Raw genomic sequence first — 24,154 nt, forward strand, 5'->3', positions numbered from 1 at the left:
GACCGGTAACCGGCAACCGGTAACCGGTAACCGGTAACCGGTAACCGGTAACCGGCGCCGGGTCAGCGGTAGTTGACGTACTGCAGGGCGAAGTCGAAGTCCTTGCCCTTGAGCAGCGCCTGCACCGCCTGCAGATCGTCCCGGCTCTTGGAACTGACCCGCAGCTCGTCGCCCTGGACCTGGGCCTTCACACCCTTCGGGCCCTCATCACGGATGATCTTGGCGACCTTCTTCGCGTTGTCCTGGGAGATCCCCTCCTCGATCGTCGCGAAGATCTTGTACTCCTTGCCGGACAGCTGCGGCTCGCCCGCGTCCAGCGACTTCAGCGAGATCCCCCGCTTGACCAGCTTGGTCTCGAAGACGTCCAGGATCGCCTTCACCCGCTCCTCGGAGTTCGCCTCCATCAGGATCTTCTCGCCCGACCACGCGATCGAGGCGCCCACGTTCTTGAAGTCGTAGCGCTGCGAGATTTCCTTGGCGGCCTGGTTGAGGGCGTTGTCGACCTCCTGCCGCTCGACCTTCGAGACGATGTCGAAACTGGAGTCGGCCATCTTCAGTTGGCTCCTTGGCTCTGATCCATCTTGGGTCGCGGCCCACGGCGGACCGCCCCCGCAAGCCTAGCCACCGTCCCTGTCCGAGGGGCTGATCAATCGAGTGGCGAAGCACCCCTGGGTATCGGGTATCGTTTACGTCGTCGCCACGGACGCCTCACGCGGGCCCCGGAGGCGGCACCATCCCAGGCGGTGTGCCCGAGTGGCCAAAGGGAGCAGACTGTAAATCTGCCGGCTCAGCCTACCCAGGTTCGAACCCTGGCGCCGCCACAGGGAACAAAGGGCCCGTGATCTGCCTCACCGCAGATCAGGGGCCCTTTTCTGTTGTGCGTGGCCGGGGCCGGGGGCGTGGTTCAGGGGCCGCCGTAGCCGGGGGAGTCGTCCTCCGGGTCCTCGGTCGCGTACAGGGTGGGGCCCGGGCGGGCCGCCAGGGTTTCCCCGGAGGTACGGGTCGTGGCCGGGCGTCCGTCGTCGCCCGGCGTCAGCGCCGCGTAGAAGGCCAGATGTGCCGGCCACTGATCACGACGCTCACCCGGCCCGGGGCCGGCCGCACACCCGCACATGGACGCAGCCGTCCCCGCCGTCGTCGCGGATCAGCGGGGGTAGGTCCGGCCCGACGCCCGTACCGGAGCTTCCTTCCTCGCCGTCAGTTGCCGGCGACGTCCTTCACGGCCACCGCCACCGGGGTGTGACCCCCGATCAGCTCCAGGGTCAGCCCCGCCGTGGACGGGGTGTCGGCCAACTCGGCCAGTACGGCGGCCACGTCGTCGCGGGGGACCGATCCCCGTCCGGTGGAGGCGGCGAGGGCGACCCGGCCGGTGCCGGGGTCGTCGGTGAGGGCGCCGGGCCGCAGGATGGTCCAGCCGAGGCCGGTGCGGCGGCGCAGATCGGCGTCGGCGGCGGCCTTGGCCCGCAGGTAGGTGGCGAAGACGGGGTCCGTGCCGGCCGGGGGCTCGGCGTCGGCGCCCATGGAGGAGACCATCAGGTACCGGCGTACCCCGGCCTGTTCGGCGGCGTCGGCGAACAGGACGGCGGCGGCGCGGTCGACGGAGTCCTTGCGGGCGGCGCCGCTGCCCGGGCCGGCCCCGGCGGCGAAGACGGCCGTGTCGGCCCCGGTGAGGGCCGCGGCCACTTCGTCGGGGGAGGCCTTCTCCAGGTCGAGGACGACCGGCTCGGCGCCCGCGGCGCGCAGGTCCTCGGCCTGGCCCGGGTCGCGGATGAGGCCCGCGACGTGGTTCCCGCGCCCGGCGAGCAGCCGTTCCAGCCGGAGCGCGATCTTTCCGTGTCCACCAGCGATCACAATGCGCATGTATCCGACGCTACGCCCTACGCCGGGTCCCTGCGGCTTCGCGCCTGCCGGGGGAGATCCAGCGCCAGCGTGTCGGTGAACTCCCGTACGGCGCTGGTCCGGGACACCACCCGGCCCCGGTGGATCACGATCCGGCTGTACGCGAGTGACAGCGCCGCCTCGATCCGGTCGGCCCGCACCGCCAGCAGCTCGGCCGGGAAGCCCGCCTCGATCCGTACCTCCGGCAGCCCGAGCACCGCCCGGGCCCGGCCGCTGACGGCGTCGTAGGCCAGGTCGGGGCGGCACTCGCCGTACGAGGCGAGCAGGAAGGCCGCCTCCAGCGGGTCGCCGCGCCCGACGGGGTTGGCCAGGTCGCGCAGGGCGCCGCTGCCGGCCGCGACCCGCACCCCGGCGGCGCGCAGCGCCCGTACCGGCGCGAAGCCGGGGCCGCGGGACTCCAGGGCGCCGCAGCCGCCCTGCGGGAGGGCGACCACCGACACGCCGGCGGCGGCGAGCTGGTCGGCGGCGCGGGTCACGGTCTCGCGGGGGAGCCGGGCAAGGCCGCCGCAGGGGCCGATGGTGACGCCGGGGCGCAGGCCGCCGGCCATGGCGGCGAGGCGGGCCAGCCGGGCCGGGTCACCGGCCTCGGTGTGGAGGTCGACGGGGAGGCCGAACTCGTCGGCGACGCCGAGCACGGTCTCGACGTAGCCCCAGGGGTCGGGGTCGAGGTCGGGGCAGCCGCCTACGACGCCGGCGCCCATCTTGAGGGCGTCCCGCAGCACGGCCACCCCGTCGGCCCCGGCGGTGCCGGTGAGCAGCCGGGGCACGGCCACGGTGTGCAGTTCGGCGAGTCCGCGCAGCGCGCGCCGGGCCTGGAGCACGGCCTCCAGGGCGTGCAGCCCGGCCACGTCGCCGATCCGGACGTGGGTGCGCACGGCGGTCGCCCCGTGCCCGAGTTGCAGCAGTACGGCCTCGGTGACCCGGCGCTGGACGTCCTCCGGTTCGTACGAGGGCGGCCCGCCGCAGTCCGCGGTGAGGGCGGTGTCCAGGTGGGCGTGCGGTTCGGCGGGGGCGGGGAGCAGGAGGTAGCCGCCGAGGTCGATCCGGGGGGCCTGGCAGGAGCCGGTGAGGCTGCCGGCGGTGCCGACGGCCTCGATCCGGGGGCCGGCGAGCCGCACGTCGACGGTGCGGCCGTCGGCGAGGCGGGCGCCGCACAGCAGCAGGGGGGTGTCGGTGGCGGCCACGGGTGGTCGCGGCGGGCTGTCGGTCATCGCGCTCCTCGGGGCCGGAGGCAAGATCACGCGTTCCGAGCCTAGGGTGCGGTGCCCGGTCCGTCCGGGAAGAGGCGAATAGTCGTACCGGCGAGGTCGCCCGGCACCGCACCGCGGGTGCCTCGCGGGTGCCTCGCACGTGCCCGGCGGGCGTCCGGCCGGTGCGCCCGGACCCCCCAAGTGGCCTGCGCGGCACCGCCCGACGGCCCGCCCGGCACCCTGTCCCCGGACGTCCGGTGTGCCCCGCCGATACGGATTTCACCTTCGGCGGCGGACCGTGTAATGTCTTCCCCGTTCGCCCCTATAGCTCAGTCGGTAGAGCGTCTCCATGGTAAGGAGAAGGTCTGCGGTTCGATTCCGCATGGGGGCTCTGATGATCGGACGGCCCGCCACTCGGCGGGTTGTCTCTTCATCGCAGCGGCGTAGCTCAGTCGGTAGAGCAAGCGGCTCATAATCGCTGTGTCACCGGTTCAAGTCCGGTCGCCGCTACCCTGTGTAGCCGATTGTGGGATCGGTCCTTCAATCGGCTACTCTTGCTGTGTTCATTTCTCTTACCCCGTTCGTCAAGGAGCACTCACGTGGCCGCCACCGACGTCCGCCCGAAGATCACGCTGGCCTGCGTGGAGTGCAAGGAGCGGAACTACATCACCAAGAAGAACCGGCGTAACGACCCGGATCGTCTTGAGCTGAAGAAGCACTGCCCCCGCTGCAACGCGCACACCGCGCACCGCGAGACGCGCTGATCTCAGGCTTTTACGTCCACGAGGCCGTCCCCATCACCGGGGGCGGCCTCGTGGTGTTGCGTTGACCGAAATCCTTCGCAGGAGGTGCCGATGGCGCTCGACCAGTCCTTCGTCGGGCGGACGTATCCGCCCACCGCTCCCTATGAGGTGGGGCGCGAGAAGATCCGCGAGTTCGCCGAGGCGATCGGGGACACCAACCCCGTCTACTCGGATCCGGGCGCGGCCGCGGCGTTCGGTCACTCCGATGTGATCGCCCCGCCGACCTTCCCGTTCGTGATCACGTACAAGGCCGCGGGGCAGGTGGTCCTCGATCCCGAACTCGGGCTGGACTACACCCGTGTGGTGCACGGCGACCAGAAGTTCCGTTACACCCGCCCGGTCCGGGCCGGGGACCGGCTGGCGGTGACCGTGGCCATCGATTCCATCAAGTCCCTTGCCGGCAACGATGTGATCGACGTACGCGGCGACGTCCACGACGAGCGCGGCGAGCACGTCGTGACCGCGCTGATGAAGCTGGTGGCCCGCGCCCCGGAGGAGAGCTGACATGGCCGCGATCATCTCCTACGACGAGGTCGAGGCCGGCACCGAACTGCCGGCGCAGTCCTTCCCGGTGAGCCGGGCGGCGCTGGTGGAGTACGCCGGCGCCTCGGGCGACTTCAACCCGATCCACTGGAACGAGCGGTTCGCCCGGGAGGTCGGGCTGCCCGACGTCATCGCGCACGGCATGTTCACCATGGCCTCGGCGATCCGCGTCGTGACGGACTGGACGGGTGACCCGGGCGCGGTCGTCGAGTACGGGGTGCGTTTCACCAAGCCGGTCGTGGTGCCCGACGACGACAAGGGCGCGGTGATCGAGGTCACGGCCAAGGTCGCCGCGAAGCTGGACGACCAGGAGCGGACGGTCCGGGTGGACCTCACGGCGATCGCCGACGGCCAGAAGGTGCTGGGCATGTCGCGGGCCGTGGTCCGGCTGGCGTAGCGCCGGCGGAACCGGCCCCGATGCGGGCCCGGGTGCGAGCCAGGGCCCGGGCCCGGGCTCGCACCCGGCTCGCACCGGGGTCCGGACCAGCCCTCGGGGCGGCGGGAATTTTTCCGCCGTGCCGCCTTGCGTGCCTAGTTATTGATTGATAACTTACTTGGCATGGGAAGCGACGGAATCCGAATGAGCGCCGACGAGCGCCGCGAGGCGGCGATCCGCGCAGCGGTCACCGAGTTCGGCTCGACCGGGTACCACGGCACCTCCACCGCCGCCATCGCCAAGCGGATGGGGGTCTCGCAGCCGTACCTGTTCCGGCTCTTCCCCAACAAGAAGGCGCTCTTCCTCGCCGCCGCCTGGCGCTGCGTCGAGAGCATCGAGCAGCACTTCGAGAGGACGGCCGAGGGCCTGGAGGGCGAGGCCGCCTTCGAGTCGATGTGCGTGAGCTACCGGGAGCTGATCGCGGACGGCGACAACCTGCGGATGCAGCTCCAGATGTATGTCGCGTCCGTCGACGACGAGGAGATCCGCGAGGTCTGCCGGCGCGGCTGGCTCGGTCTGTGGGACTACGTGCGGGCCCGCACCGGCGTCGGCGACGCCGAGGCCGCGGAGTTCTTCGGCACCGGAATGCTGGTGAACATCCTGATGGCGCTGGGCATCCCCGAGGGGGCGCGGTGCTGGACGGGTATTGACGACATGTACGCGGACCGCTTCCCGGAGACCTCTTCCTGAAGCGGACAGGTGCCACCCGACGGGCACAGCCCTGATCTGTGGCGTCGAAAGTTATTGATCGATAACTAACAACATGACGTACGCAACGGAGGAAGCCATGAAGGACCAGCAAGCACCCCGCCGGGGCTCCACCACCTGGGCCCTGATCATCACCAGCGTCGCCGGCTTCATGGCCGCGCTCGACAACCTCGTCGTCACCACCGCCCTCCCCTCCATCCGCAAGGACCTCGGCGGCGGTCTGTCCGACCTCGAATGGACAGTGAGCGCCTACACCCTCACCTTCGCGGTCCTGCTGATGTTCGGCGCCGCCCTCGGTGACCGCTTCGGCCGCCGCAAGCTCTTCGTCACCGGCATCGGCGTCTTCTCCGCCGCCTCCGCCGCGGCCGCCATGGCACCCGGCATGGGCGAACTGATCGCCGCCCGTGCCTTACAGGGCGTCGGCGCCGCCATCCTGATGCCGCTCACCCTCACCCTGCTCTCCGCGGCCGTCCCCGCCGAACGGCGCGGCATGGCCTTCGGTATCTGGGGCGCGGCCAACGGCCTCGCCGTCGCCACCGGCCCGCTGATCGGCGGCGCGCTCACCGAACACGTCTCCTGGCAGTGGATCTTCTGGGTGAACGTCCCGATCGGCCTGCTGCTCATGCCGCTCGCCCGGCTGCGCCTCGCCGAGAGCCGCGGCACCAGCTCCCGTCTGGACTTCCCCGGCACGCTGCTCGCCAGCGGCGGTCTCTTCGGCATCGTCTACGCCCTCATCCGCGGCAACGCCGACGGCTGGACCAGCACCTGGGTCCTCACCGGTCTGATCGCCGGCAGCGTGCTGCTGGCCGGGTTCGTCCGCCACGGCGTCGTCAGCCCCAACGCCATGCTGCCGATGCGGTTGTTCCGCAGCCGCGCCTTCTCCGCCATCAACGCCGCCAGCCTGCTGATGTTCCTCGGGATGTTCGGCTCGGTCTTCCTGCTCAGCCAGTTCCTGCAGGGCGTCGGCGGCTACTCCCCGATGGAGGCCGGTGTGCGGATGCTGCCCTGGACCGGCATGTCGCTGCTCCTCGCCCCGGTGGCCGGAGCCGTCTCCGACCGCATCGGCGGCCGGCCGGTGGTCGCCACCGGGCTGGCCCTCCAGGCGCTCGGCCTGGGCTACTTCGCCTACGTCATCGCCGCCGACGTCTCCTACCTCACGCTGCTCCCCGCCATGATCATCAGCGGCGTCGGGATGTCCCTGTACTTCGCACCCAGCGCCAACCTCGTGATGGGCAGCGTCCGTCCCGAGGAGCAGGGCATCGCCTCCGGCGCGAACAACGCGCTGCGTGAGGTGGGCGGCGCCCTCGGCATCGCCATCCTGGCCTCGGTCTTCGCCGGCCAGGGCGGTTACGAGTCCGCCACCCGGTTCGCCGACGGCATCACCCCGGCCCTGTGGGTGGGCGCCTCGGCGGTGGCCCTGGGAGCGGTGGCCGCACTGCTGGCCCCGCGCCGCCGGGTCGCCCCGGCCGCCGCGGTCACCCCCGCCGAGCCGGCCGAGCCGGCCGCCGCGCCGACGCGGGCCGACCGCGCCGACCGGTCCGACCACGCCGTCGAGCCGGAGCCCGTGCCCGCCGGCCGGTGATCCGCACCCGGCAGCCCGTACGCCGGCCCAGGCCTCCGAGAGGAGGTCCCGGGCCGGCGTTCGTGCGGGCGGGCCGGGCCCCGCGCGCTGCGTAAGCTGGGCGGGTGACCGTTACGTATGACGCCCCGCTCGCCCCGCTGACCACCTTCCGCCTGGGCGGGCCCGCCGCGCGTCTGGTGACGGCCGGCACCGACGACGAGGTGATCGAGGCCGTACGGGAGGCTGACGCGTCCGGCACGCCGCTGCTGGTGATCGGCGGCGGCAGCAATCTGGTCATCGGGGACGACGGCTTCGACGGCACGGCGCTGCGCATCGCGACGAAGGGCTTCGCCCTGGACGGCACACGGCTGGAGCTGGCCGCCGGCGAGGTGTGGACCGACGCCGTCACGCGCGGCGTGCGCGCCGGGCTGGCCGGCATCGAGTGCCTGGCGGGCATCCCCGGTTCGGCCGGGGCGACGCCGATCCAGAACGTGGGCGCGTACGGCCAGGAGGTCTCGGCCACGATCGCCGAAGTCGTGGCGTACGACCGCGATCTCGGCAGGACCGTGACCCTCGCCGGCTCCGAGTGCGCCTTCTCGTACCGCCACAGCCGCTTCAAGGCCGACCCGGCCCGCTATGTGGTGCTGCGGGTGCGGTTCGCCCTGGAGGACGCCGGCGGGCTGTCCGCCCCGGTGCGCTACGCCGAGGTCGCCCGCACCCTGGGCGTCGAGCCGGGCGGCCGGGTGCCGCTGGAGCTCGTCCGCGAGACGGTGCTCCGGCTGCGCGCGGGCAAGGGCATGGTGCTGGACCCGCAGGACCACGACACCTGGTCGGCGGGGTCCTTCTTCACCAACCCGGTGCTGGGCGTGGCCGAGTACGACGCCTTCATCGCCCGCGTCCACGACCGGCTCGGCGACGACGTGGAGCCGCCCGGCTGGCCGGCCGCCGACGGACAGGTGAAGACCTCCGCCGCCTGGCTGATCGACAAGGCCGGCTTCACCAAGGGATACGGGACCGGCCCGGCCCGGATCTCCACCAAGCACACCCTGGCACTGACCAACCGGGGGAGCGCCAAGACCGAGGACCTCCTCGCCCTGGCCCGCGAGGTCCGGGACGGCGTCCACGCCGCGTTCGGAGTCACCCTGGTCAACGAGCCGGTGACGGTGGGCGTCACCCTCTAGCGCGGCCACCGCACGGACCCGGTGAAGCAGCGCGGTCACCGCACCACCCGCCGGTGGACTGCCCGGGCGACGCGGCCCGCGCGTGCGCGTGCGCCCGGTGGCGGACCCACCGGGGCCAGGCCGACCGGTCGGCGCCGCGTCGCGGGCCTAGCGGGGATCGGCCGGCTCGTGGCCGGGGGACCCGTCGAGCCAGGCTTCCGTGCCGGCCAGCAGCCGGTCCCGTACGGCGTCGGGGGCGCGGGAGGCCCGCACGGACTGACGGGCCAGCTCGGCCAGTTCCTCGTCGGTGAAGGCGTGGTGCTCGCGCGCGAACTCGTACTGCGCGGCGAGGCGGGAGCCGAACAGCAGCGGGTCGTCGGCGCCGAGCGCCATCGGCACACCGGCGTCCCACAGCGTGCGCAGCGGGACGTCCTCCGGTTTCTCGTAGACACCCAGGGCGATGTTGGACGCCGGGCACACCTCGCAGGCGATCTGCCGCTCCGCCAGCTTGCGCAGCAGCCGGGGGTCCTCCGCCGCCCGTACGCCGTGACCGACCCGCCCGGCGTGCAGGTCGTCCAGGCAGTCGCGGACGCTGCTCGGGCCGGCCAGCTCGCCGCCGTGCGGGGCGGCCAGCAGCCCGCCCTCCCGCGCGATGGCGAAGGCCCGGTCGAAGTCCCTTGCCAGGCCCCGCCGTTCGTCGTTGGAGAGCCCGAAGCCGACCACCCCGCGGTCGGCGTAGCGCACCGCGAGCCGGGCCAGGGTGCGGGCGTCCAGCGGATGCTTCATACGGTTGGCGGCGACGACCACGGCCATGCCCACGCCGGTGTCGCGGGACGCGCTCGCGACGGCGTCGAGGATGATCTCCATCGTCGGGATCAGACCGCCCAGCCGGGGCGCGTACGAGGTCGGATCGACCTGTATCTCCAGCCAGCCGGAGCCGTCGCGGGCGTCCTCCTCGGCGGCCTCGCGCACCAGGCGCTGGATGTCCTCCGGCGTCCGGAGCACCGAGCGGGCGATGTCGTACAGCCGCTGGAACCGGAACCAGCCGCGCTCGTCGGTCGCCCGGAGGCTGGGCGGCTCGCCCGAGGTCAGCGCCTCGGGGAGGTGCACGCCGTGTCTGTCGGCGAGCTCCAGCAGGGTGCCGGGGCGCATCGACCCGGTGAAGTGCAGGTGCAGGTGTGCTTTGGGGAGGGTGCGTACATCACGTGCCATTTTCAGATCTTGCCGCACGGCCACCCCCGCCGGTACCGGTTTCCCCGATCGGGGAGCGACCGGGGCCCCGGCTTGACGGCGGACGGCCGCCGGCGGACGGCCGGCGCCCGGTGTGCGCTCCGGCCGTCCGCCGGGCGATCAGTCCCGGGCCTCGCCCAGCAGCTTCTGCAGCCGGGAGACGCCCTCCACCAGGTCCTCGTCGCCGAGGGCGTAGGAAAGCCGCAGGTAACCCGGGGTGCCGAAGGCCTCGCCGGGGACGACGGCGACCTCGGCCTCGTCGAGGATGAGGGCGGCGAGCTCGGCCGAGTCGGCGGGGCGCTTGCCGCGGATCTCCTTGCCGAGCAGGCCCTTGACCGAGGGGTAGGCGTAGAACGCGCCCTCGGGCTCGGGGCACAGGACGCCGGGGATCTCGTTGAGCATGCGCACGATCGTCTGGCGACGGCGGTCGAAGGCGACGCGCATCTCGGCGACGGCCTCCAGGTCACCGGAGACGGCCGCGAGGGCCGCGACCTGCGCGACGTTGGAGACGTTGGACGTGGCGTGCGACTGGAGGTTGGTGGCGGCCTTGACCACGTCCTTGGGGCCGATCACCCACCCGACACGCCAGCCGGTCATGGCGTACGTCTTGGCGACACCGTTGACCACGACGCACTTGTCGGCCAGCTCCGGCACCACCACCGGCAGCGAGGAGAACTCCGCGTCGCCGTAGACCAGGTGCTCGTAGATCTCGTCGGTCAGGACCCACAGGCCCTTCTCGGCGGCCCAGCGGCCGATCGCCTCGACCTGCTCGCGCGGGTAGACGGCACCCGTCGGGTTGGAGGGCGACACGAACAGCAGCACCTTGGTGCGCTCGGTGCGGGCGGCCTCCAACTGCTCCACGGAGACCCGGTAGCCGGTGGTCTCGTCCGCCACGACCTCGACCGGCACGCCGCCCGCCAGCCGGATCGACTCGGGGTAGGTGGTCCAGTACGGAGCCGGGACGATGACCTCGTCCCCCGGGTCGAGGATCGCGGCGAAGGCCTCGTAGATGGCCTGCTTGCCGCCGTTGGTCACCAGCACCTGGGACGGGTCGACCTGGTAGCCGGAGTCGCGGAGCGTCTTCGCGGCGATGGCGGCCTTGAGTTCGGGCAGGCCGCCGGCCGGGGTGTACCGGTGGTACTTCGGGTTGCGGCACGCCTCCACGGCGGCCTCGACGATGTACCCGGGCGTCGGGAAGTCCGGCTCGCCCGCGCCGAAGCCGATGACCGGACGCCCGGCGGCCTTGAGGGCCTTTGCCTTTGCGTCCACGGCGAGGGTGGCCGACTCGGAGATCGACCCGATGCGGGCCGACACACGTCGTTCAGTGGGGGACTGTGCGGGTGGGGTTGCAGCGGTCATGCCTGCAATCGTGGCAGACGTGCCGGGGCCGGGGCATACGGGTTCCGGCTACGGCGACGCGGCCGGGGCCAACCCATTCGACGCGGGGTCGCCGAACACGTACACTCATCCGTCGATGGCCCCCGCGAGCCGATCTTGCCTGCATACATCGTGCAGTCGGCCGGATGCGGTACGTTGGGGGAGCTTCAAAGGGTCGTAGCTCAATTGGTAGAGCACTGGTCTCCAAAACCAGCGGTTGGGGGTTCGAGTCCCTCCGGCCCTGCTATACGCAGGCGTACGTTAGGAATTTCCAGCAAACGACCCAGAATCAGGTGAGGACGTAGTGACGGAAGCCCTGGGCTCCACCGCAACGCCTGAGAGTGGTCGCCCCGAAGACGCCGAGTCCGCGGAGACCACGAGCAAGAAGGCCCGCAAGGGCGGCAAGCGCGGCAAGAAGGGCCCTGTGGCCCGGCTGGCGCTCTTCTACCGGCAGATCATCGCCGAGCTCCGCAAGGTCGTCTGGCCCTCCCGGCACGACCTGATCACGTACACCACCGTGGTGATTGTCTTCGTTGTGGTCATCATCGCGCTCGTGACCGTGATTGACTGGGGTTTCAACAAGGGCGTCTCGTACGTCTTCGGGTGATTCCCCCGCGGAAGGTGCCCAAAGGCGCCCGGCCGCCAGTTCCACCCCTTGAAGTCAGGAAGAAGCAGCCACAGTGTCTGACCCGAATCTGAACGACGCCGTCGAACCCGCAGAGGCTGTCTCGGCCGAGGTCACGGGCGACGACACCGAACTGGAGATCGTCGAGGCTGCCGACGAGATCGACGAGTTCGAGGCCGCGGATGCCGAGGCCGGTACCCCCGCCGAGGAAGACGCCGTTCACGTCGAGGACGAGGACGAGGAAGACACCGAGGCGGCTGAGGCCGAGGTCGAGGCTGACGACAGCGACGCCGAGCCCGTGGAAGAGGCCGAGGAGGCCGAGCCGGTCGACCCGGTGGTCGCCTTCCGCGAGGAGCTCCGCACCCTGCCGGGCGAGTGGTACGTGATTCACACCTACGCCGGCTACGAGAACCGCGTGAAGTCCAACCTGGAGCAGCGCGCCGTCTCGCTCAACGTCGAGGACTACATCTACCAGGCCGAAGTGCCCCAGGAAGAAGTCGTCCAGATCAAGAACGGCGACCGCCGCACCGTCCGTCAGAACAAGCTGCCCGGCTACGTGCTGGTGCGCATGGACCTGACGAACGAGTCCTGGGGCGTCGTCCGCAACACCCCCGGCGTCACCGGCTTCGTCGGCAACGCGTACGACCCGTACCCGCTGACCCTGGACGAGATCGTCAAGATGCTCGCCCCGGAGGTCGAGGAGGCGGCTGCGGCCGCCGCCGAGGCCGAGGGCGGTGCCCCGAAGCGCAAGGTCGAGGTCCAGGTGCTGGACTTCGAGGTCGGCGACTCGGTCACCGTCACCGACGGCCCCTTCGCGACGCTGCAGGCGACGATCAACGAGATCAACGCCGACTCGAAGAAGGTCAAGGGCCTCGTCGAGATCTTCGGCCGCGAGACGCCGGTCGAGCTCAGCTTCGACCAGATCCAGAAGAACTGATCGACACCTCACTTCCGTCCAGGTCGGGCCGGCTCTCACAGCCGTCCTGACCTGCTCGGTTTCAGGGCTCGCCACGGTACCCGTTATCGTGGTGCGGTATGCCTGCTCGCAGGCAAAAAACCTCTCATAGGACCCGGAGAGAGCAATGCCTCCCAAGAAGAAGAAGGTCACGGGGCTTATCAAGCTCCAGATCAACGCCGGCGCGGCCAACCCGGCGCCGCCGGTCGGCCCCGCGCTGGGCCAGCACGGCGTGAACATCATGGAGTTCTGCAAGGCCTACAACGCCGCGACCGAGTCGCAGCGTGGCATGGTCGTGCCGGTGGAGATCACGGTCTACGACGACCGTTCCTTCACCTTCATCACCAAGACTCCGCCGGCCGCCAAGCTGATCCTCAAGGCCGCGGGCGTGGACAAGGGCTCCGGCGAGCCGCACGTCAAGAAGGTCGCCAAGATCACGACGGCCCAGGTTCGCGAGATCGCCACCACCAAGCTCCCGGACCTGAACGCCAACGACCTGGACGCCGCCGAGAAGATCATCGCCGGCACCGCCCGCTCCATGGGCATCACGGTCGAGGGCTGATCAAGCCGCCACCCCCTGTGGAAGGGCCTGCTCGGCCCGCACCACGACTCCAAAGCCTTCAGGAGAAGCAATGAGCAAGCGCAGCAAGTCGCTCCGCGCTGCGGACGCCAAGATCGACCGGGAGCGTCAGTACGCCCCCCTTGAGGCCGTCCGTATCGCCAAGGACACCAGCACCACCAAGTTCGACTCGACCGTCGAGGTCGCCTTCCGCCTGGGTGTCGACCCTCGCAAGGCCGACCAGATGGTCCGTGGCACCGTGAACCTTCCGCACGGCACCGGCAAGACCGCCCGGGTCCTGGTCTTCGCGACCGGTGACCGTGCCGAGGCCGCGCGTGCCGCGGGCGCCGACATCGTCGGCTCCGACGAACTGATCGACGAGGTCGCGAAGGGCCGTCTGGACTTCGACGCCGTCGTCGCCACCCCGGACCTCATGGGCAAGGTCGGCCGCCTGGGCCGCGTGCTCGGTCCCCGTGGCCTGATGCCGAACCCGAAGACCGGCACCGTGACCCCGGACACCGCCAAGGCCGTGACCGAGATCAAGGGCGGCAAGATCGAGTTCCGCGTCGACAAGCACTCGAACCTGCACTTCATCATCGGCAAGACGTCGTTCGGTGAGCAGCAGCTGGTCGAGAACTACGCGGCCGCCCTGGACGAGATCCTGCGTCTGAAGCCGTCCGCCGCCAAGGGCCGCTACATCAAGAAGGCCGCCATCAGCACCACGATGGGCCCCGGCATCCTGGTGGACCCGAACCGCACCCGCAACCTCCTCGTCGAGGAGGACGCGACCGTCTGACGGCCGCTCCGCAGGCAGCAGTACGCACACAGGCTGGGCCCGCTCCTCCGGGAGCGGGCCCAGCCTGTTAGTTTCCGGCCATGGACTACAGGTGGCGCATGATGACGTGCGCGGCCGTCGCGCTGACGGTCGCCCTGACGGGCTGCAGCGGTGGTACGGAGGCCGGGCCCGCCCCGAGCGCCTCCGCCGCCGACCCCGCCGTGCTGAGCGCACTGCGCCACGCGGCCAAGGCCACCGACCGGGCCGGCTCCGCCCGTTTCGAGGGCAGCTCGAAGACCGGCGACTCCACCGGCGTGCGCAGCGGCGCCCTCGACTGGTCCCACAGCCCCACCACGGGCCGGCTGACCGTCACCGGCTCCGGCGCCGGCCAGACCCGCTGTCTGCGCAAGGCCGTCTACCAGCGGGTGACGGACACCGTCGCCGCCTCGCTCGGCGGCAAGCACTGGCTCAAGTACAGCTACGCGGCCGTGGGCGACGGCACCCAGCTGCTCAGCGCCGCCGAGCCGGCCGGGCCGGTGCGCGAGCTGATCGCCTCCGGCGATGTGCGCAGGATGGGTTCGCAGCGGGTGCGCGGCGTGCGCACGACGCATTACCTGGGTACCACCGACACCGAGCGCATCGAGCTGTGGATCGACAGCCACGGCCTGGTGGTCAAGTCGGTCCGCGAGGACGACGGGTCGGCCGGCTCCACGACCGCGACGGCCTACTACAGCCACTACGGCACGCCGGTCACGGTGAAGGCCCCGGCGGCCGCCGACACGCTGGACTACACGGCACTGCTGGGCGCGCGGAGCGCGAGCCCGACCGCCTCCCCACGCTGAGGGCGGACCGGCGGACCGACGGACCGGCCACAGGGGAGGGATTTGGTGTTGGGCACAGGTGTCGCCTACTCTGATGCCGAAGCCAAAGACCGCTGGTTGCCGCTGCCCGTCAAAGGGCGTCGCGGCCGAAGGATCCGCTAGCTGCGGACGACCCGCGCAGGTGATCGTGGATGGACTCCCGGATGTGAATCCGGTCGAGTCAAGCCCCGTGCGCCTGCGCCGGGGCGTTTCGTTTTGTTCAGCCCCTTCCGTGCGGTCCGCAATCACCCGGAAGGAGGCCGAGGCTCTATGGCGAGGCCCGACAAGGCTGCCGCGGTGGCCGAGCTGACGGACCAGTTCCGCAGCTCGAACGCCGCCGTGCTGACCGAGTACCGCGGTCTCACCGTGGCGCAGCTCAAGACGCTGCGTCGTTCGCTCGGTGAGAACGCCACGTACGCCGTGGTGAAGAACACGCTTACCAAGATCGCGGCCAACGAGGCCGGGATCAGCACGCTGGACGACCAGTTCACTGGTCCGACGGCGGTCGCCTTCGTCACCGGTGACCCGGTGGAGTCGGCGAAGAGTCTGCGTGACTTCGCCAAGGACAACCCCAACCTCATCATCAAGGGCGGTGTCCTTGACGGTAAGGCGCTGTCCGCCGATGAGATCAAGAAGCTTGCGGACCTCGAGTCCCGCGAGGTGCTGCTCGCCAAGCTGGCGGGTGCCTTCAAGGCCAAGCAGTCCCAGGCTGCCGCGCTCTTCCAGGCCCCGCTGTCGAAGTTCGTCCGCACCGCGGAAGCACTTCGGGCGAAGGTCGAAGAGCAGGGCGGTGCCGGTACGCCGGCTCCCGCCGAGGCTGCCGAGTAACCACTCAGCAGTCCAGCGGGCTCCATGTACGCCCGCCGATATGTACGCATCCGGCACCTGCCGAACATAGTGGAAGGACGCCACATCATGGCGAAGCTGTCCCAGGACGAGCTGCTTGAGCAGTTCGCGGAGCTCACCCTCATCGAGCTGGCCGAGTTCGTCAAGGCCTTCGAGGAGAAGTTCGACGTCACCGCCGCCGCCCCGGTCGCGGTTGCCGCCGGTGGTGGCGCTGCCGCCGCCGTCGAGGCCGTCGAGGAGCAGGACGAGTTCGACGTCATCCTCACGGGTGCCGGCGAGAAGAAGATCCAGGTCATCAAGGTCGTGCGTGAGCTGACCTCGCTGGGCCTGAAGGAGGCCAAGGACCTCGTGGACGGCGCTCCGAAGCCGGTCCTGGAGAAGGTCGCCAAGGAGGCCGCCGAGAAGGCTGCCGACTCCCTCAAGGCCGCTGGCGCGTCCGTCGAGGTCAAGTGACCCCATTGATCGCGTAGTCCCGTCAAGGGGCTGATCAGCCGCAGGGCGGCCACCCGTACGGGTGGCCGCCCTCGGTCGTTTGAGTGGCGGCCCACCAGGGCTGTCGGTGGTCCCCGGTAGGGTGATCAACACCGGTTGGCCAGGCACGCTGTGACGATCTCCGCCGAGCGGGGGCCTTGACGAACCGCACGCGGCGCGCAATTCTCAGGACGCGTGGCCATATCGACCGGGCGCCGAGGCATGGATCGAAGGCCACGTGGGAATGCTGGGTACGCCTGGCAAGAGCGAGCGCGAGGAACAACGAAGGGGCGGATCCCTCCTGCAGAGGAATCGGCATTGGACATCAGTGAGCCAAGTGGCTACACTGACCCTTTGCGCTGCCTGTTAGCTGCCTGCTGGCCCGTCACCAGGGGCAAGCCCAAGCCTGAGCACACTCGAGGGACGTCCTGACCAGGATGTTCCTGCCTGCACTCAGGGGCGGAAGCCGGTACGCGCGTAGTGAGTCCGAGCCCTCGGAAGGACCCCCTCTTGGCCGCCTCGCGCAACGCCTCGACTGCCCATATGAACAACGGCGCAAGCACCGCACCGCTGCGCATTTCCTTCGCAAAGATCAAAGAGCCCCTTGAGGTCCCGAACCTCCTGGCGCTGCAGACCGAGAGCTTTGACTGGCTCCTCGGTAACGCCGCCTGGAAGGCTCGCGTCGAGGCGGCTCTGGAGAGTGGTCAGGACGTCCCCAGGAAGTCGGGTCTGGAAGAGATCTTCGAGGAGATCTCGCCGATCGAGGACTTCTCCGGGTCGATGTCGCTGACCTTCCGTGACCACCGCTTCGAGCCTCCCAAGAACTCGATCGACGAGTGCAAGGAGCGCGACTTCACGTACGCTGCCCCGCTCTTCGTCACCGCCGAGTTCACCAACAACGAGACCGGCGAGATCAAGTCCCAGACGGTCTTCATGGGCGACTTCCCGCTCATGACCAACAAGGGCACCTTCTGCATCAACGGCACCGAGCGTGTCGTCGTCTCGCAGCTGGTCCGCTCGCCGGGTGTCTACTTCGACAGCCAGATCGACAAGACGTCCGACAAGGACATCTTCTCCGCCAAGGTCATCCCCTCCCGGGGTGCCTGGCTGGAGTTCGAGATCGACAAGCGCGACATGGTCGGTGTCCGCATCGACCGCAAGCGCAAGCAGTCGGTCACCGTCCTCCTGAAGGCTCTCGGCTGGAGCACCGAGCAGATCCTTGAGGAGTTCGGCGAGTACGAGTCGATGCGCGCCACCCTGGAGAAGGACCACACCCAGGGCCAGGACGACGCGCTGCTGGACATCTACCGCAAGCTGCGTCCGGGCGAGCCGCCGACCCGTGAGGCCGCGCAGACGCTGCTCGAGAACCTCTACTTCAACCCCAAGCGCTACGACCTCGCCCAGGTCGGCCGCTACAAGGTCAACAAGAAGCTCGGCGGCACCCAGCCGCTGGACTCCGGTGTGCTGACCGTCGAGGACATCATCCCGACGATCAAGTACCTGGTGAAGCTTCACGCGGGCGAGACCGAGACGGTCGCCGAGAACGGCCAGTCCATCGTGGTCGAGGTCGACGACATCGACCACTTCGGCAACCGCCGTCTGCGCAACGTCGGCGAGCTCATCCAGAACCAGGTCCGTACCGGCCTGGCCCGGATGGAGCGCGTCGTCCGCGAGCGGATGACGACCCAGGACGTCGAGGCGATCACGCCGCAGACCCTGATCAACATCCGGCCTGTCGTCGCCTCCATCAAGGAGTTCTTCGGCACCAGCCAGCTGTCCCAGTTCATGGACCAGACCAACCCGCTCTCCGGCCTGACGCACAAGCGTCGTCTGTCGGCGCTGGGCCCCGGTGGTCTGTCCCGTGAGCGGGCCGGCCTGGACGTCCGTGACGTGCACCCCTCGCACTACGGCCGCATGTGTCCGATCGAGACCCCCGAAGGCCCGAACATCGGTCTGATCGGCTCGCTCGCCTCGTACGGCCGGGTGAACGTCTTCGGCTTCATCGAGACCCCTTACCGCAAGGTCGTCGACAACCAGGTGACCGAAGAGGTCCACTACCTGACCGCCGACGAGGAGGACCGCTACCTCATCGCCCAGGCGAACGCCCCGCTGAGCGACGACAACTACTTCGTCGAGAACCGGGTGCTGGTCCGCCGCCGCGGCGGCGAGATCGACTACGTGCCGGGCGCCGAGATCGACTACATGGACGTCTCGCCGCGCCAGATGGTGTCGGCCGCGACCGCCATGATCCCGTTCCTGGAGCACGACGACGCCAACCGCGCGCTCATGGGATCGAACATGATGCGCCAGGCGGTGCCGCTCATCAAGAGCCAGGCCCCGCTGGTCGGCACCGGCATGGAGTACCGCTGCGCGGTCGACGCCGGTGACGTCATCAAGGCCGACAAGGACGGTGTGGTCCAGGAGGTCTCCGCGGACTACATCACCGTCTCCAACGACGACGGCACGTACAACACGTACCGCGTCGCCAAGTTCGCGCGCTCCAACCAGGGCACGGCCTTCAACCAGAAGGTCGTCGTCGACGAGGGCGCCCGCGTCGTCGCCGGCCAGGTGCTCGCCGACGGCCCGTCCACCGAGAACGGTGAGATGGCGCTCGGCAAGAACCTGCTCGTGGCGTTCATGCCGTGGGAGGGTCACAACTACGAGGACGCGATCATCCTCAGCCAGCGTCTGGTGCAGGACGACGTCCTCTCCTCGATCCACATCGAGGAGCACGAGGTCGACGCCCGTGACACCAAGCTCGGCCCCGAGGAGATCACCCGGGACATCCCGAACGTCTCCGAGGAGGTCCTCGCGGACCTCGACGAGCGCGGCATCATCCGGATCGGTGCCGAGGTCGTCGCCGGCGACATCCTGGTCGGCAAGGTCACGCCCAAGGGCGAGACCGAGCTGACCCCGGAGGAGCGCCTGCTCCGTGCGATCTTCGGTGAGAAGGCCCGTGAGGTCCGTGACACCTCGCTGAAGGTGCCGCACGGCGAGATCGGCAAGGTCATCGGCGTCCGCGTCTTCGACCGCGAGGAGGGCGACGAGCTTCCCCCCGGTGTGAACCAGCTGGTGCGCGTGTACGTGGCGCAGAAGCGCAAGATCACCGACGGTGACAAGCTCGCCGGCCGTCACGGCAACAAGGGCGTCATCTCCAAGATCCTGCCGATCGAGGACATGCCGTTCCTGGAGGACGGCACCGCGGTCGACATCGTGCTCAACCCGCTCGGCGTCCCGTCCCGGATGAACCCGGGACAGGTACTGGAGATCCACCTCGGCTGGCTCGCCCAGCAGGGCTGGGACGTCTCCGGGCTCAGCCAGGACTGGGCACAGCGCCTGCAGGTCATCGGCGCCGACCGCGTCGAGCCCGGCACCAACGTCGCCACCCCGGTGTTCGACGGTGCCCGCGAGGACGAGATCACCGGTCTCTTCGAGGCCACGATCCCCAACCGCGACGGCGAGCGCATGGTCCTGCCCTCGGGCAAGGCCCGGATGTTCGACGGCCGCTCCGGCGAGCCGTTCCCGGACCCGATCTCGGTCGGCTACATGTACATCCTCAAGCTGCACCACCTGGTGGACGACAAGCTGCACGCCCGCTCCACCGGCCCGTACTCCATGATCACCCAGCAGCCGCTGGGTGGTAAGGCCCAGTTCGGTGGTCAGCGCTTCGGTGAGATGGAGGTGTGGGCCCTTGAGGCTTACGGCGCGGCATACGCCCTCCAGGAGCTCCTGACGATCAAGTCCGACGACGTGCTCGGCCGCGTGAAGGTCTACGAGGCCATCGTCAAGGGCGAGAACATCCCCGAGCCGGGCATTCCCGAGTCCTTCAAGGTGCTCATCAAGGAAATGCAGTCGCTCTGCCTCAACGTGGAGGTGCTGTCCTCGGACGGCATGTCCATCGAGATGCGCGACACCGACGAGGACGTCTTCCGCGCGGCGGAAGAGCTCGGTATCGACCTGTCCCGGCGTGAGCCGAGCAGCGTCGAAGAGGTCTGACGGGCCGGCCGGGGCTCTTGTCGAGAGCCCCGGCCATCCCCGGACCGTTCAGACCATGTTTGACACTCGACCCCGGCAGTAACATTGCTCGGGAAACCCGAAGGCGGGATTGACGACAAGTGCTCGACGTCAACTTCTTCGACGAGCTGCGGATCGGCCTGGCCACCGCGGACGACATTCGTACCTGGTCGCACGGCGAAGTCAAGAAGCCGGAGACCATCAACTACCGAACCCTCAAGCCCGAGAAGGACGGACTCTTCTGCGAGAAGATCTTCGGTCCGACCCGGGACTGGGAGTGCTACTGCGGCAAGTACAAGCGTGTCCGCTTCAAGGGCATCATCTGTGAGCGCTGCGGCGTCGAGGTGACCCGCGCCAAGGTGCGCCGTGAGCGGATGGGCCACATCGAGCTTGCCGCTCCCGTGACCCACATCTGGTACTTCAAGGGCGTTCCGTCGCGGCTGGGCTACCTGCTCGACCTCGCCCCGAAGGACCTGGAGAAGGTCATCTACTTCGCCGCCTACATGATCACGTGGGTGGACGACGAGCGCCGTACGCGTGACCTGCCTTCGCTGGAGGCCCAGGTCTCCGTCGAGCGCCAGCAGATCGAGAACCGCCGCGACTCCGACGTCGAGGGCCGCCAGAAGAAGCTGGAGGCCGACCTCGGCGAGCTGGAGGCCGAGGGCGCCAAGGCCGACGTGCGCCGCAAGGTGCGCGAGGGTGCCGAGCGCGAGATGAAGCAGCTGCGCGACCGTGCGCAGCGCGAGCTGGACCGTCTCGACGAGGTCTGGGCCCGCTTCAAGGGCCTCAAGGTCCAGGACCTGGAGGGTGACGAGCTGCTCTACCGCGAGCTGCGGGAGCGCTTCGGCACGTACTTCCAGGGTTCGATGGGTGCCGCGGCGCTGCAGAAGCGCCTGGAGTCCTTCGACCTGGAGGAGGAGGCCGAGAAGCTCCGCGAGATCATCCGCACCGGCAAGGGCCAGAAGAAGACCCGTGCGCTCAAGCGCCTCAAGGTCGTCTCCGCCTTCCTGCAGACCACCAACAAGCCCAACGGCATGGTGCTGGACTGCGTCCCGGTGATCCCGCCGGACCTGCGTCCGATGGTGCAGCTGGACGGTGGCCGCTTCGCGACCTCCGACCTGAACGACCTGTACCGCCGCGTCATCAACCGCAACAACCGCCTCAAGCGTCTCCTTGACCTCGGTGCCCCCGAGATCATCGTGAACAACGAGAAGCGGATGCTGCAGGAGGCCGTCGACGCCCTCTTCGACAACGGTCGTCGTGGTCGTCCGGTCACCGGTCCCGGTAACCGCCCGCTGAAGTCCCTGAGCGACATGCTCAAGGGCAAGCAGGGTCGTTTCCGTCAGAACCTGCTCGGCAAGCGCGTCGACTACTCGGCCCGTTCGGTCATCGTCGTCGGCCCGCAGCTCAAGCTGCACCAGTGCGGTCTGCCCAAGGCCATGGCGCTGGAGCTCTTCAAGCCGTTCGTGATGAAGCGCCTGGTGGACCTCAACCACGCGCAGAACATCAAGAGCGCCAAGCGCATGGTCGAGCGCGGCCGCACGGTCGTGTACGACGTGCTGGAAGAGGTCATCGCCGAGCACCCGGTGCTGCTGAACCGTGCGCCGACCCTGCACCGCCTGGGCATCCAGGCGTTCGAGCCGCAGCTGGTCGAGGGCAAGGCCATCCAGATCCACCCGCTCGTCTGCACCGCGTTCAACGCGGACTTCGACGGTGACCAGATGGCCGTCCACCTGCCGCTGTCCGCGGAGGCGCAGGCCGAGGCCCGCATCCTGATGCTGTCCTCGAACAACATCCTGAAGCCGGCCGACGGTCGTCCCGTCACCATGCCGACCCAGGACATGGTGCTGGGCCTGTTCTTCCTGACCACCGACCCCGAGGAGCGCGTGCTCAAGGGCGAGGGCCGGGCGTTCGGCTCCACCGCCGAGGCGATCATGGCCTTCGACAACCGTGAGCTCTCGCTCCAGTCGACGGTCGACATCCGCTTCCCGGTCGGCACCGTCCCGCCGCGCGGCTGGACCCCGCCGGCCCAGGAGGAGGGCGACGCCCCCTACCAGGTCGGCGACTCCTTCCGGCTGCCCACGACCCTGGGCAGGGCGCTCTTCAACGAGCTGCTGCCCGAGGACTACCCGTTCGTGGACTACCCGGTCGGCAAGAAGCAGCTCTCCGAGATCGTCAACGACCTCGCCGAGCGCTACCCCAAGGTTGTCGTGGCGGCCACGCTGGACAACCTGAAGGCGGCCGGCTTCCACTGGGCCACCCGTTCCGGCGTCACCGTCGCCGTCTCCGACATCGTCGTGCCGGAGGCCAAGAAGGCGATCGTCGCGGGCTACGAGGCCCAGGACGAGAAGATCCAGAAGCAGTACGAGCGCGGTCTGATCACCAAGGACGAGCGCACGACGGAACTGATCACGGTCTGGACCCGGGCGACCAACGAGGTCGCCGAGGCCATGAACGCGAACTTCCCGAAGACCAACCCGATCTTCATGATGGTCGACTCGGGTGCCCGTGGAAACATGATGCAGATGCGTCAGATCGCGGGTATGCGTGGCCTGGTGTCCAACGCCAAGAACGAGACGATTCCCCGTCCCATCAAGGCGTCGTTCCGTGAGGGCCTGTCCGTGCTGGAGTACTTCATCTCCACCCACGGTGCCCGTAAGGGTCTGGCCGACACCGCCCTGCGTACCGCCGACTCGGGTTACCTCACCCGTCGTCTGGTGGACGTCTCGCAGGACGTCATCATCCGCGAGGAGGACTGCGGCACCGAGCGCGGTCTCAAGCTGCCGATCGCCACGCGGGACGCCGAAGGTGTCCTGCGCAAGAACGACAACGTCGAGTCCACGGTCTACGCCCGCTGCCTCGCCGAGGATGTCGTCGTGGGCGGGAAGGTGCTGGCCACGGCCGGCGCAGACCTGGGTGACGTACTCATCGGCCAGCTCGTCGCGAACGACGTCGAGCAGGTCAAGATGCGTTCGGTCCTGACCTGTGAGTCCGCCGTCGGCACCTGCGCCATGTGCTACGGCCGCTCGCTGGCCACCGGCAAGCTGGTGGACATCGGTGAGGCCGTCGGCATCATCGCGGCCCAGTCCATCGGTGAGCCCGGCACCCAGCTGACGATGCGTACCTTCCACACCGGTGGTGTGGCCGGTGACGACATCACCCTGGGTCTGCCGCGTGTCGTCGAGCTCTTCGAGGCCCGTACGCCCAAGGGTGTCGCCCCGATCTCCGAGGCCGTCGGCCGCGTGCGGATCGAGGAGACCGAGAAGACCAAGAAGATCGTCGTCACCCCGGACGACGGCACCGACGAGATCCCTTACGCGATCTCCAAGCGTGCCCGTGTCCTGGTGAGCGAGGGCGACCACGTCGAGGTCGGCCAGAAGCTGATCGTGGGTGCCACCAACCCGCACGACGTGCTGCGTATCCTCGGCCAGCGCCAGGTTCAGATCCACCTGGTCAACGAGGTCCAGAAGGTCTACAACTCCCAGGGTGTGTCGATCCACGACAAGCACATCGAGATCATCATCCGGCAGATGCTCCGCCGGGTGACGATCATCGAGTCCGGCGACGCCGAGCTGCTGCCCGGCGAGCTGGTCGAGCGTGGTCGCTTCGAGACCGAGAACCGTCGTGTGGTCTCGGAGGGCGGTCACCCCGCCTCCGGCCGTCCGCAGCTGATGGGTATCACCAAGGCCTCGCTGGCCACCGAGTCCTGGCTGTCGGCCGCCTCCTTCCAGGAGACGACCCGAGTCCTCACCGACGCGGCGATCCACGCCAAGTCCGACTCGCTGCTGGGCCTCAAGGAGAACGTCATCATCGGTAAGCTCATCCCGGCCGGTACGGGTCTGTCCCGTTACCGCAACATCCGGGTCGAGCCGACCGAGGAGGCCAAGGCCGCGATGTACTCGGCCGTCGGCTACGACGACATCGACTACAGCCCGTTCGGCACCGGCTCCGGCCAGGCCGTCCCGCTGGAGGACTACGACTACGGCCCGTACAACGGCTGAGTCGTACGGCACACAACCGCAGGGCGGTCACCTCTCCGGAGGTGGCCGCCCTGCGGCGTTCACGGCCGCTGGGACCGTACGGGCCGTACGGGCCGTTGCGGGCCGTTGCGGGTGCCCTGGCCGCCACCCGGGGGCCGCCCA

21 protein-coding genes and 4 tRNA genes are annotated in these 24,154 nt (G+C 69.4%); 19 read left to right on the forward strand and 6 right to left on the reverse strand.

Annotated features, from left to right (window positions below):
• Positions 1-62: 62 nt before the first annotated feature.
• Positions 63-551 carry a YajQ family cyclic di-GMP-binding protein gene (locus tag RWE79_RS23255; protein WP_475941995.1) on the reverse strand — a complete coding sequence of 163 codons (489 nt, stop codon included), beginning with the start codon at positions 549-551 and terminating at the stop codon, positions 63-65.
• Positions 552-739: 188 nt separating this feature from the next.
• On the opposite strand from RWE79_RS23255, the gene RWE79_RS23260 reads away from it, so the two are divergent.
• Positions 740-821, forward strand: a tRNA-Tyr gene (locus tag RWE79_RS23260).
• Between the two features lie 83 nt (positions 822-904).
• Here the strand turns inward: RWE79_RS23260 and RWE79_RS23265 are convergent.
• From RWE79_RS23265 to RWE79_RS23275, 3 genes are all read right to left on the reverse strand, one after another.
• Positions 905-1,114, reverse strand: coding sequence for a hypothetical protein (locus RWE79_RS23265; RefSeq protein WP_475941996.1), 210 nt, complete (start codon positions 1,112-1,114; stop codon positions 905-907).
• A gap of 83 nt (positions 1,115-1,197) precedes the next feature.
• Positions 1,198-1,860, reverse strand: coding sequence for an SDR family oxidoreductase (locus RWE79_RS23270; protein WP_475941997.1), 663 nt, complete (start codon positions 1,858-1,860; stop codon positions 1,198-1,200).
• A 17-nt stretch (positions 1,861-1,877) separates the two neighbouring features.
• On the reverse strand, positions 1,878-3,110 hold the full coding sequence (locus RWE79_RS23275; protein ID WP_475941998.1) for an amidohydrolase family protein: 1,233 nt from the start codon (positions 3,108-3,110) through the stop codon (positions 1,878-1,880).
• 297 nt (positions 3,111-3,407) lie between these two features.
• Here RWE79_RS23275 and RWE79_RS23280 point away from each other — a divergent pair.
• The 8 genes from RWE79_RS23280 (at position 3,408) to RWE79_RS23315 (ending at position 8,321) form a co-directional block, all read left to right on the forward strand.
• Positions 3,408-3,480: transfer RNA gene (locus tag RWE79_RS23280), tRNA-Thr, on the forward strand.
• Positions 3,481-3,526: 46 nt separating this feature from the next.
• Positions 3,527-3,599: transfer RNA gene (locus RWE79_RS23285), tRNA-Met, on the forward strand.
• An 89-nt stretch (positions 3,600-3,688) separates the two neighbouring features.
• Complete coding sequence (rpmG, locus tag RWE79_RS23290; RefSeq protein WP_065962933.1) at positions 3,689-3,853, forward strand: 50S ribosomal protein L33; 165 nt, start codon at positions 3,689-3,691, stop codon at positions 3,851-3,853.
• A gap of 90 nt (positions 3,854-3,943) precedes the next feature.
• Positions 3,944-4,396 (forward strand): FAS1-like dehydratase domain-containing protein, encoded by a 453-nt coding sequence (locus tag RWE79_RS23295; RefSeq protein WP_475941999.1) that lies wholly within the window; start codon positions 3,944-3,946, stop codon positions 4,394-4,396.
• Position 4,397: 1 nt separating this feature from the next.
• Positions 4,398-4,832, forward strand: coding sequence for a MaoC family dehydratase (locus RWE79_RS23300; RefSeq protein WP_475942000.1), 435 nt, complete (start codon positions 4,398-4,400; stop codon positions 4,830-4,832).
• Between the two features lie 183 nt (positions 4,833-5,015).
• A complete protein-coding gene (locus RWE79_RS23305; RefSeq protein WP_475942001.1) occupies positions 5,016-5,561 on the forward strand; it encodes a TetR/AcrR family transcriptional regulator in 546 nt (181 codons plus the stop codon).
• Between the two features lie 97 nt (positions 5,562-5,658).
• Complete coding sequence (locus RWE79_RS23310; protein WP_475946046.1) at positions 5,659-7,161, forward strand: MFS transporter; 1,503 nt, start codon at positions 5,659-5,661, stop codon at positions 7,159-7,161.
• Positions 7,162-7,265: 104 nt separating this feature from the next.
• On the forward strand, positions 7,266-8,321 hold the full coding sequence (locus RWE79_RS23315; RefSeq protein WP_475942002.1) for a UDP-N-acetylmuramate dehydrogenase: 1,056 nt from the start codon (positions 7,266-7,268) through the stop codon (positions 8,319-8,321).
• 147 nt (positions 8,322-8,468) lie between these two features.
• On the opposite strand, the gene RWE79_RS23320 is transcribed toward RWE79_RS23315, so the two are convergent.
• Positions 8,469-9,512: an adenosine deaminase gene (locus tag RWE79_RS23320; RefSeq protein WP_475942003.1), complete on the reverse strand. Its 1,044-nt coding sequence runs from the start codon at positions 9,510-9,512 to the stop codon at positions 8,469-8,471.
• A 138-nt stretch (positions 9,513-9,650) separates the two neighbouring features.
• Positions 9,651-10,889, reverse strand: coding sequence for a pyridoxal phosphate-dependent aminotransferase (locus RWE79_RS23325; RefSeq protein ID WP_475942004.1), 1,239 nt, complete (start codon positions 10,887-10,889; stop codon positions 9,651-9,653).
• Between the two features lie 189 nt (positions 10,890-11,078).
• Here RWE79_RS23325 and RWE79_RS23330 point away from each other — a divergent pair.
• From RWE79_RS23330 to RWE79_RS23375, 10 genes are all read left to right on the forward strand, one after another.
• Positions 11,079-11,151: transfer RNA gene (locus tag RWE79_RS23330), tRNA-Trp, on the forward strand.
• Positions 11,152-11,211: 60 nt separating this feature from the next.
• The gene (gene secE / locus RWE79_RS23335; protein WP_475942005.1) at positions 11,212-11,514 is read left to right on the forward strand and encodes a preprotein translocase subunit SecE; all 303 of its coding nucleotides are present in this window, start codon (positions 11,212-11,214) and stop codon (positions 11,512-11,514) included.
• A gap of 73 nt (positions 11,515-11,587) precedes the next feature.
• The gene (gene nusG / locus RWE79_RS23340) at positions 11,588-12,469 is read left to right on the forward strand and encodes a transcription termination/antitermination protein NusG (RefSeq protein WP_475942006.1); all 882 of its coding nucleotides are present in this window, start codon (positions 11,588-11,590) and stop codon (positions 12,467-12,469) included.
• 145 nt (positions 12,470-12,614) lie between these two features.
• Positions 12,615-13,049 (forward strand): 50S ribosomal protein L11, encoded by a 435-nt coding sequence (gene rplK / locus RWE79_RS23345; RefSeq protein WP_475942007.1) that lies wholly within the window; start codon positions 12,615-12,617, stop codon positions 13,047-13,049.
• A 70-nt stretch (positions 13,050-13,119) separates the two neighbouring features.
• Entirely contained in the window at positions 13,120-13,842 is a 723-nt protein-coding gene (gene rplA / locus RWE79_RS23350) for a 50S ribosomal protein L1 (RefSeq protein WP_475942008.1), read from the forward strand.
• Between the two features lie 80 nt (positions 13,843-13,922).
• On the forward strand, positions 13,923-14,663 hold the full coding sequence (locus RWE79_RS23355) for an SCO4651 family lipoprotein (protein WP_475942009.1): 741 nt from the start codon (positions 13,923-13,925) through the stop codon (positions 14,661-14,663).
• A 288-nt stretch (positions 14,664-14,951) separates the two neighbouring features.
• Positions 14,952-15,509, forward strand: a complete 558-nt coding sequence (gene rplJ / locus RWE79_RS23360; RefSeq protein WP_475942010.1) for a 50S ribosomal protein L10 — start codon at positions 14,952-14,954, stop codon at positions 15,507-15,509.
• Positions 15,510-15,596: 87 nt separating this feature from the next.
• Complete coding sequence (gene rplL, locus RWE79_RS23365; RefSeq protein ID WP_475942011.1) at positions 15,597-15,980, forward strand: 50S ribosomal protein L7/L12; 384 nt, start codon at positions 15,597-15,599, stop codon at positions 15,978-15,980.
• A gap of 528 nt (positions 15,981-16,508) precedes the next feature.
• Positions 16,509-19,994 (forward strand): DNA-directed RNA polymerase subunit beta, encoded by a 3,486-nt coding sequence (gene rpoB / locus RWE79_RS23370; RefSeq protein WP_475942012.1) that lies wholly within the window; start codon positions 16,509-16,511, stop codon positions 19,992-19,994.
• Positions 19,995-20,113: 119 nt separating this feature from the next.
• On the forward strand, positions 20,114-24,013 hold the full coding sequence (locus tag RWE79_RS23375) for a DNA-directed RNA polymerase subunit beta' (RefSeq protein WP_475942013.1): 3,900 nt from the start codon (positions 20,114-20,116) through the stop codon (positions 24,011-24,013).
• Positions 24,014-24,154 lie beyond the last annotated feature (141 nt).

This window comes from Streptomyces sp. RLA131 (assembly GCF_056270125.1).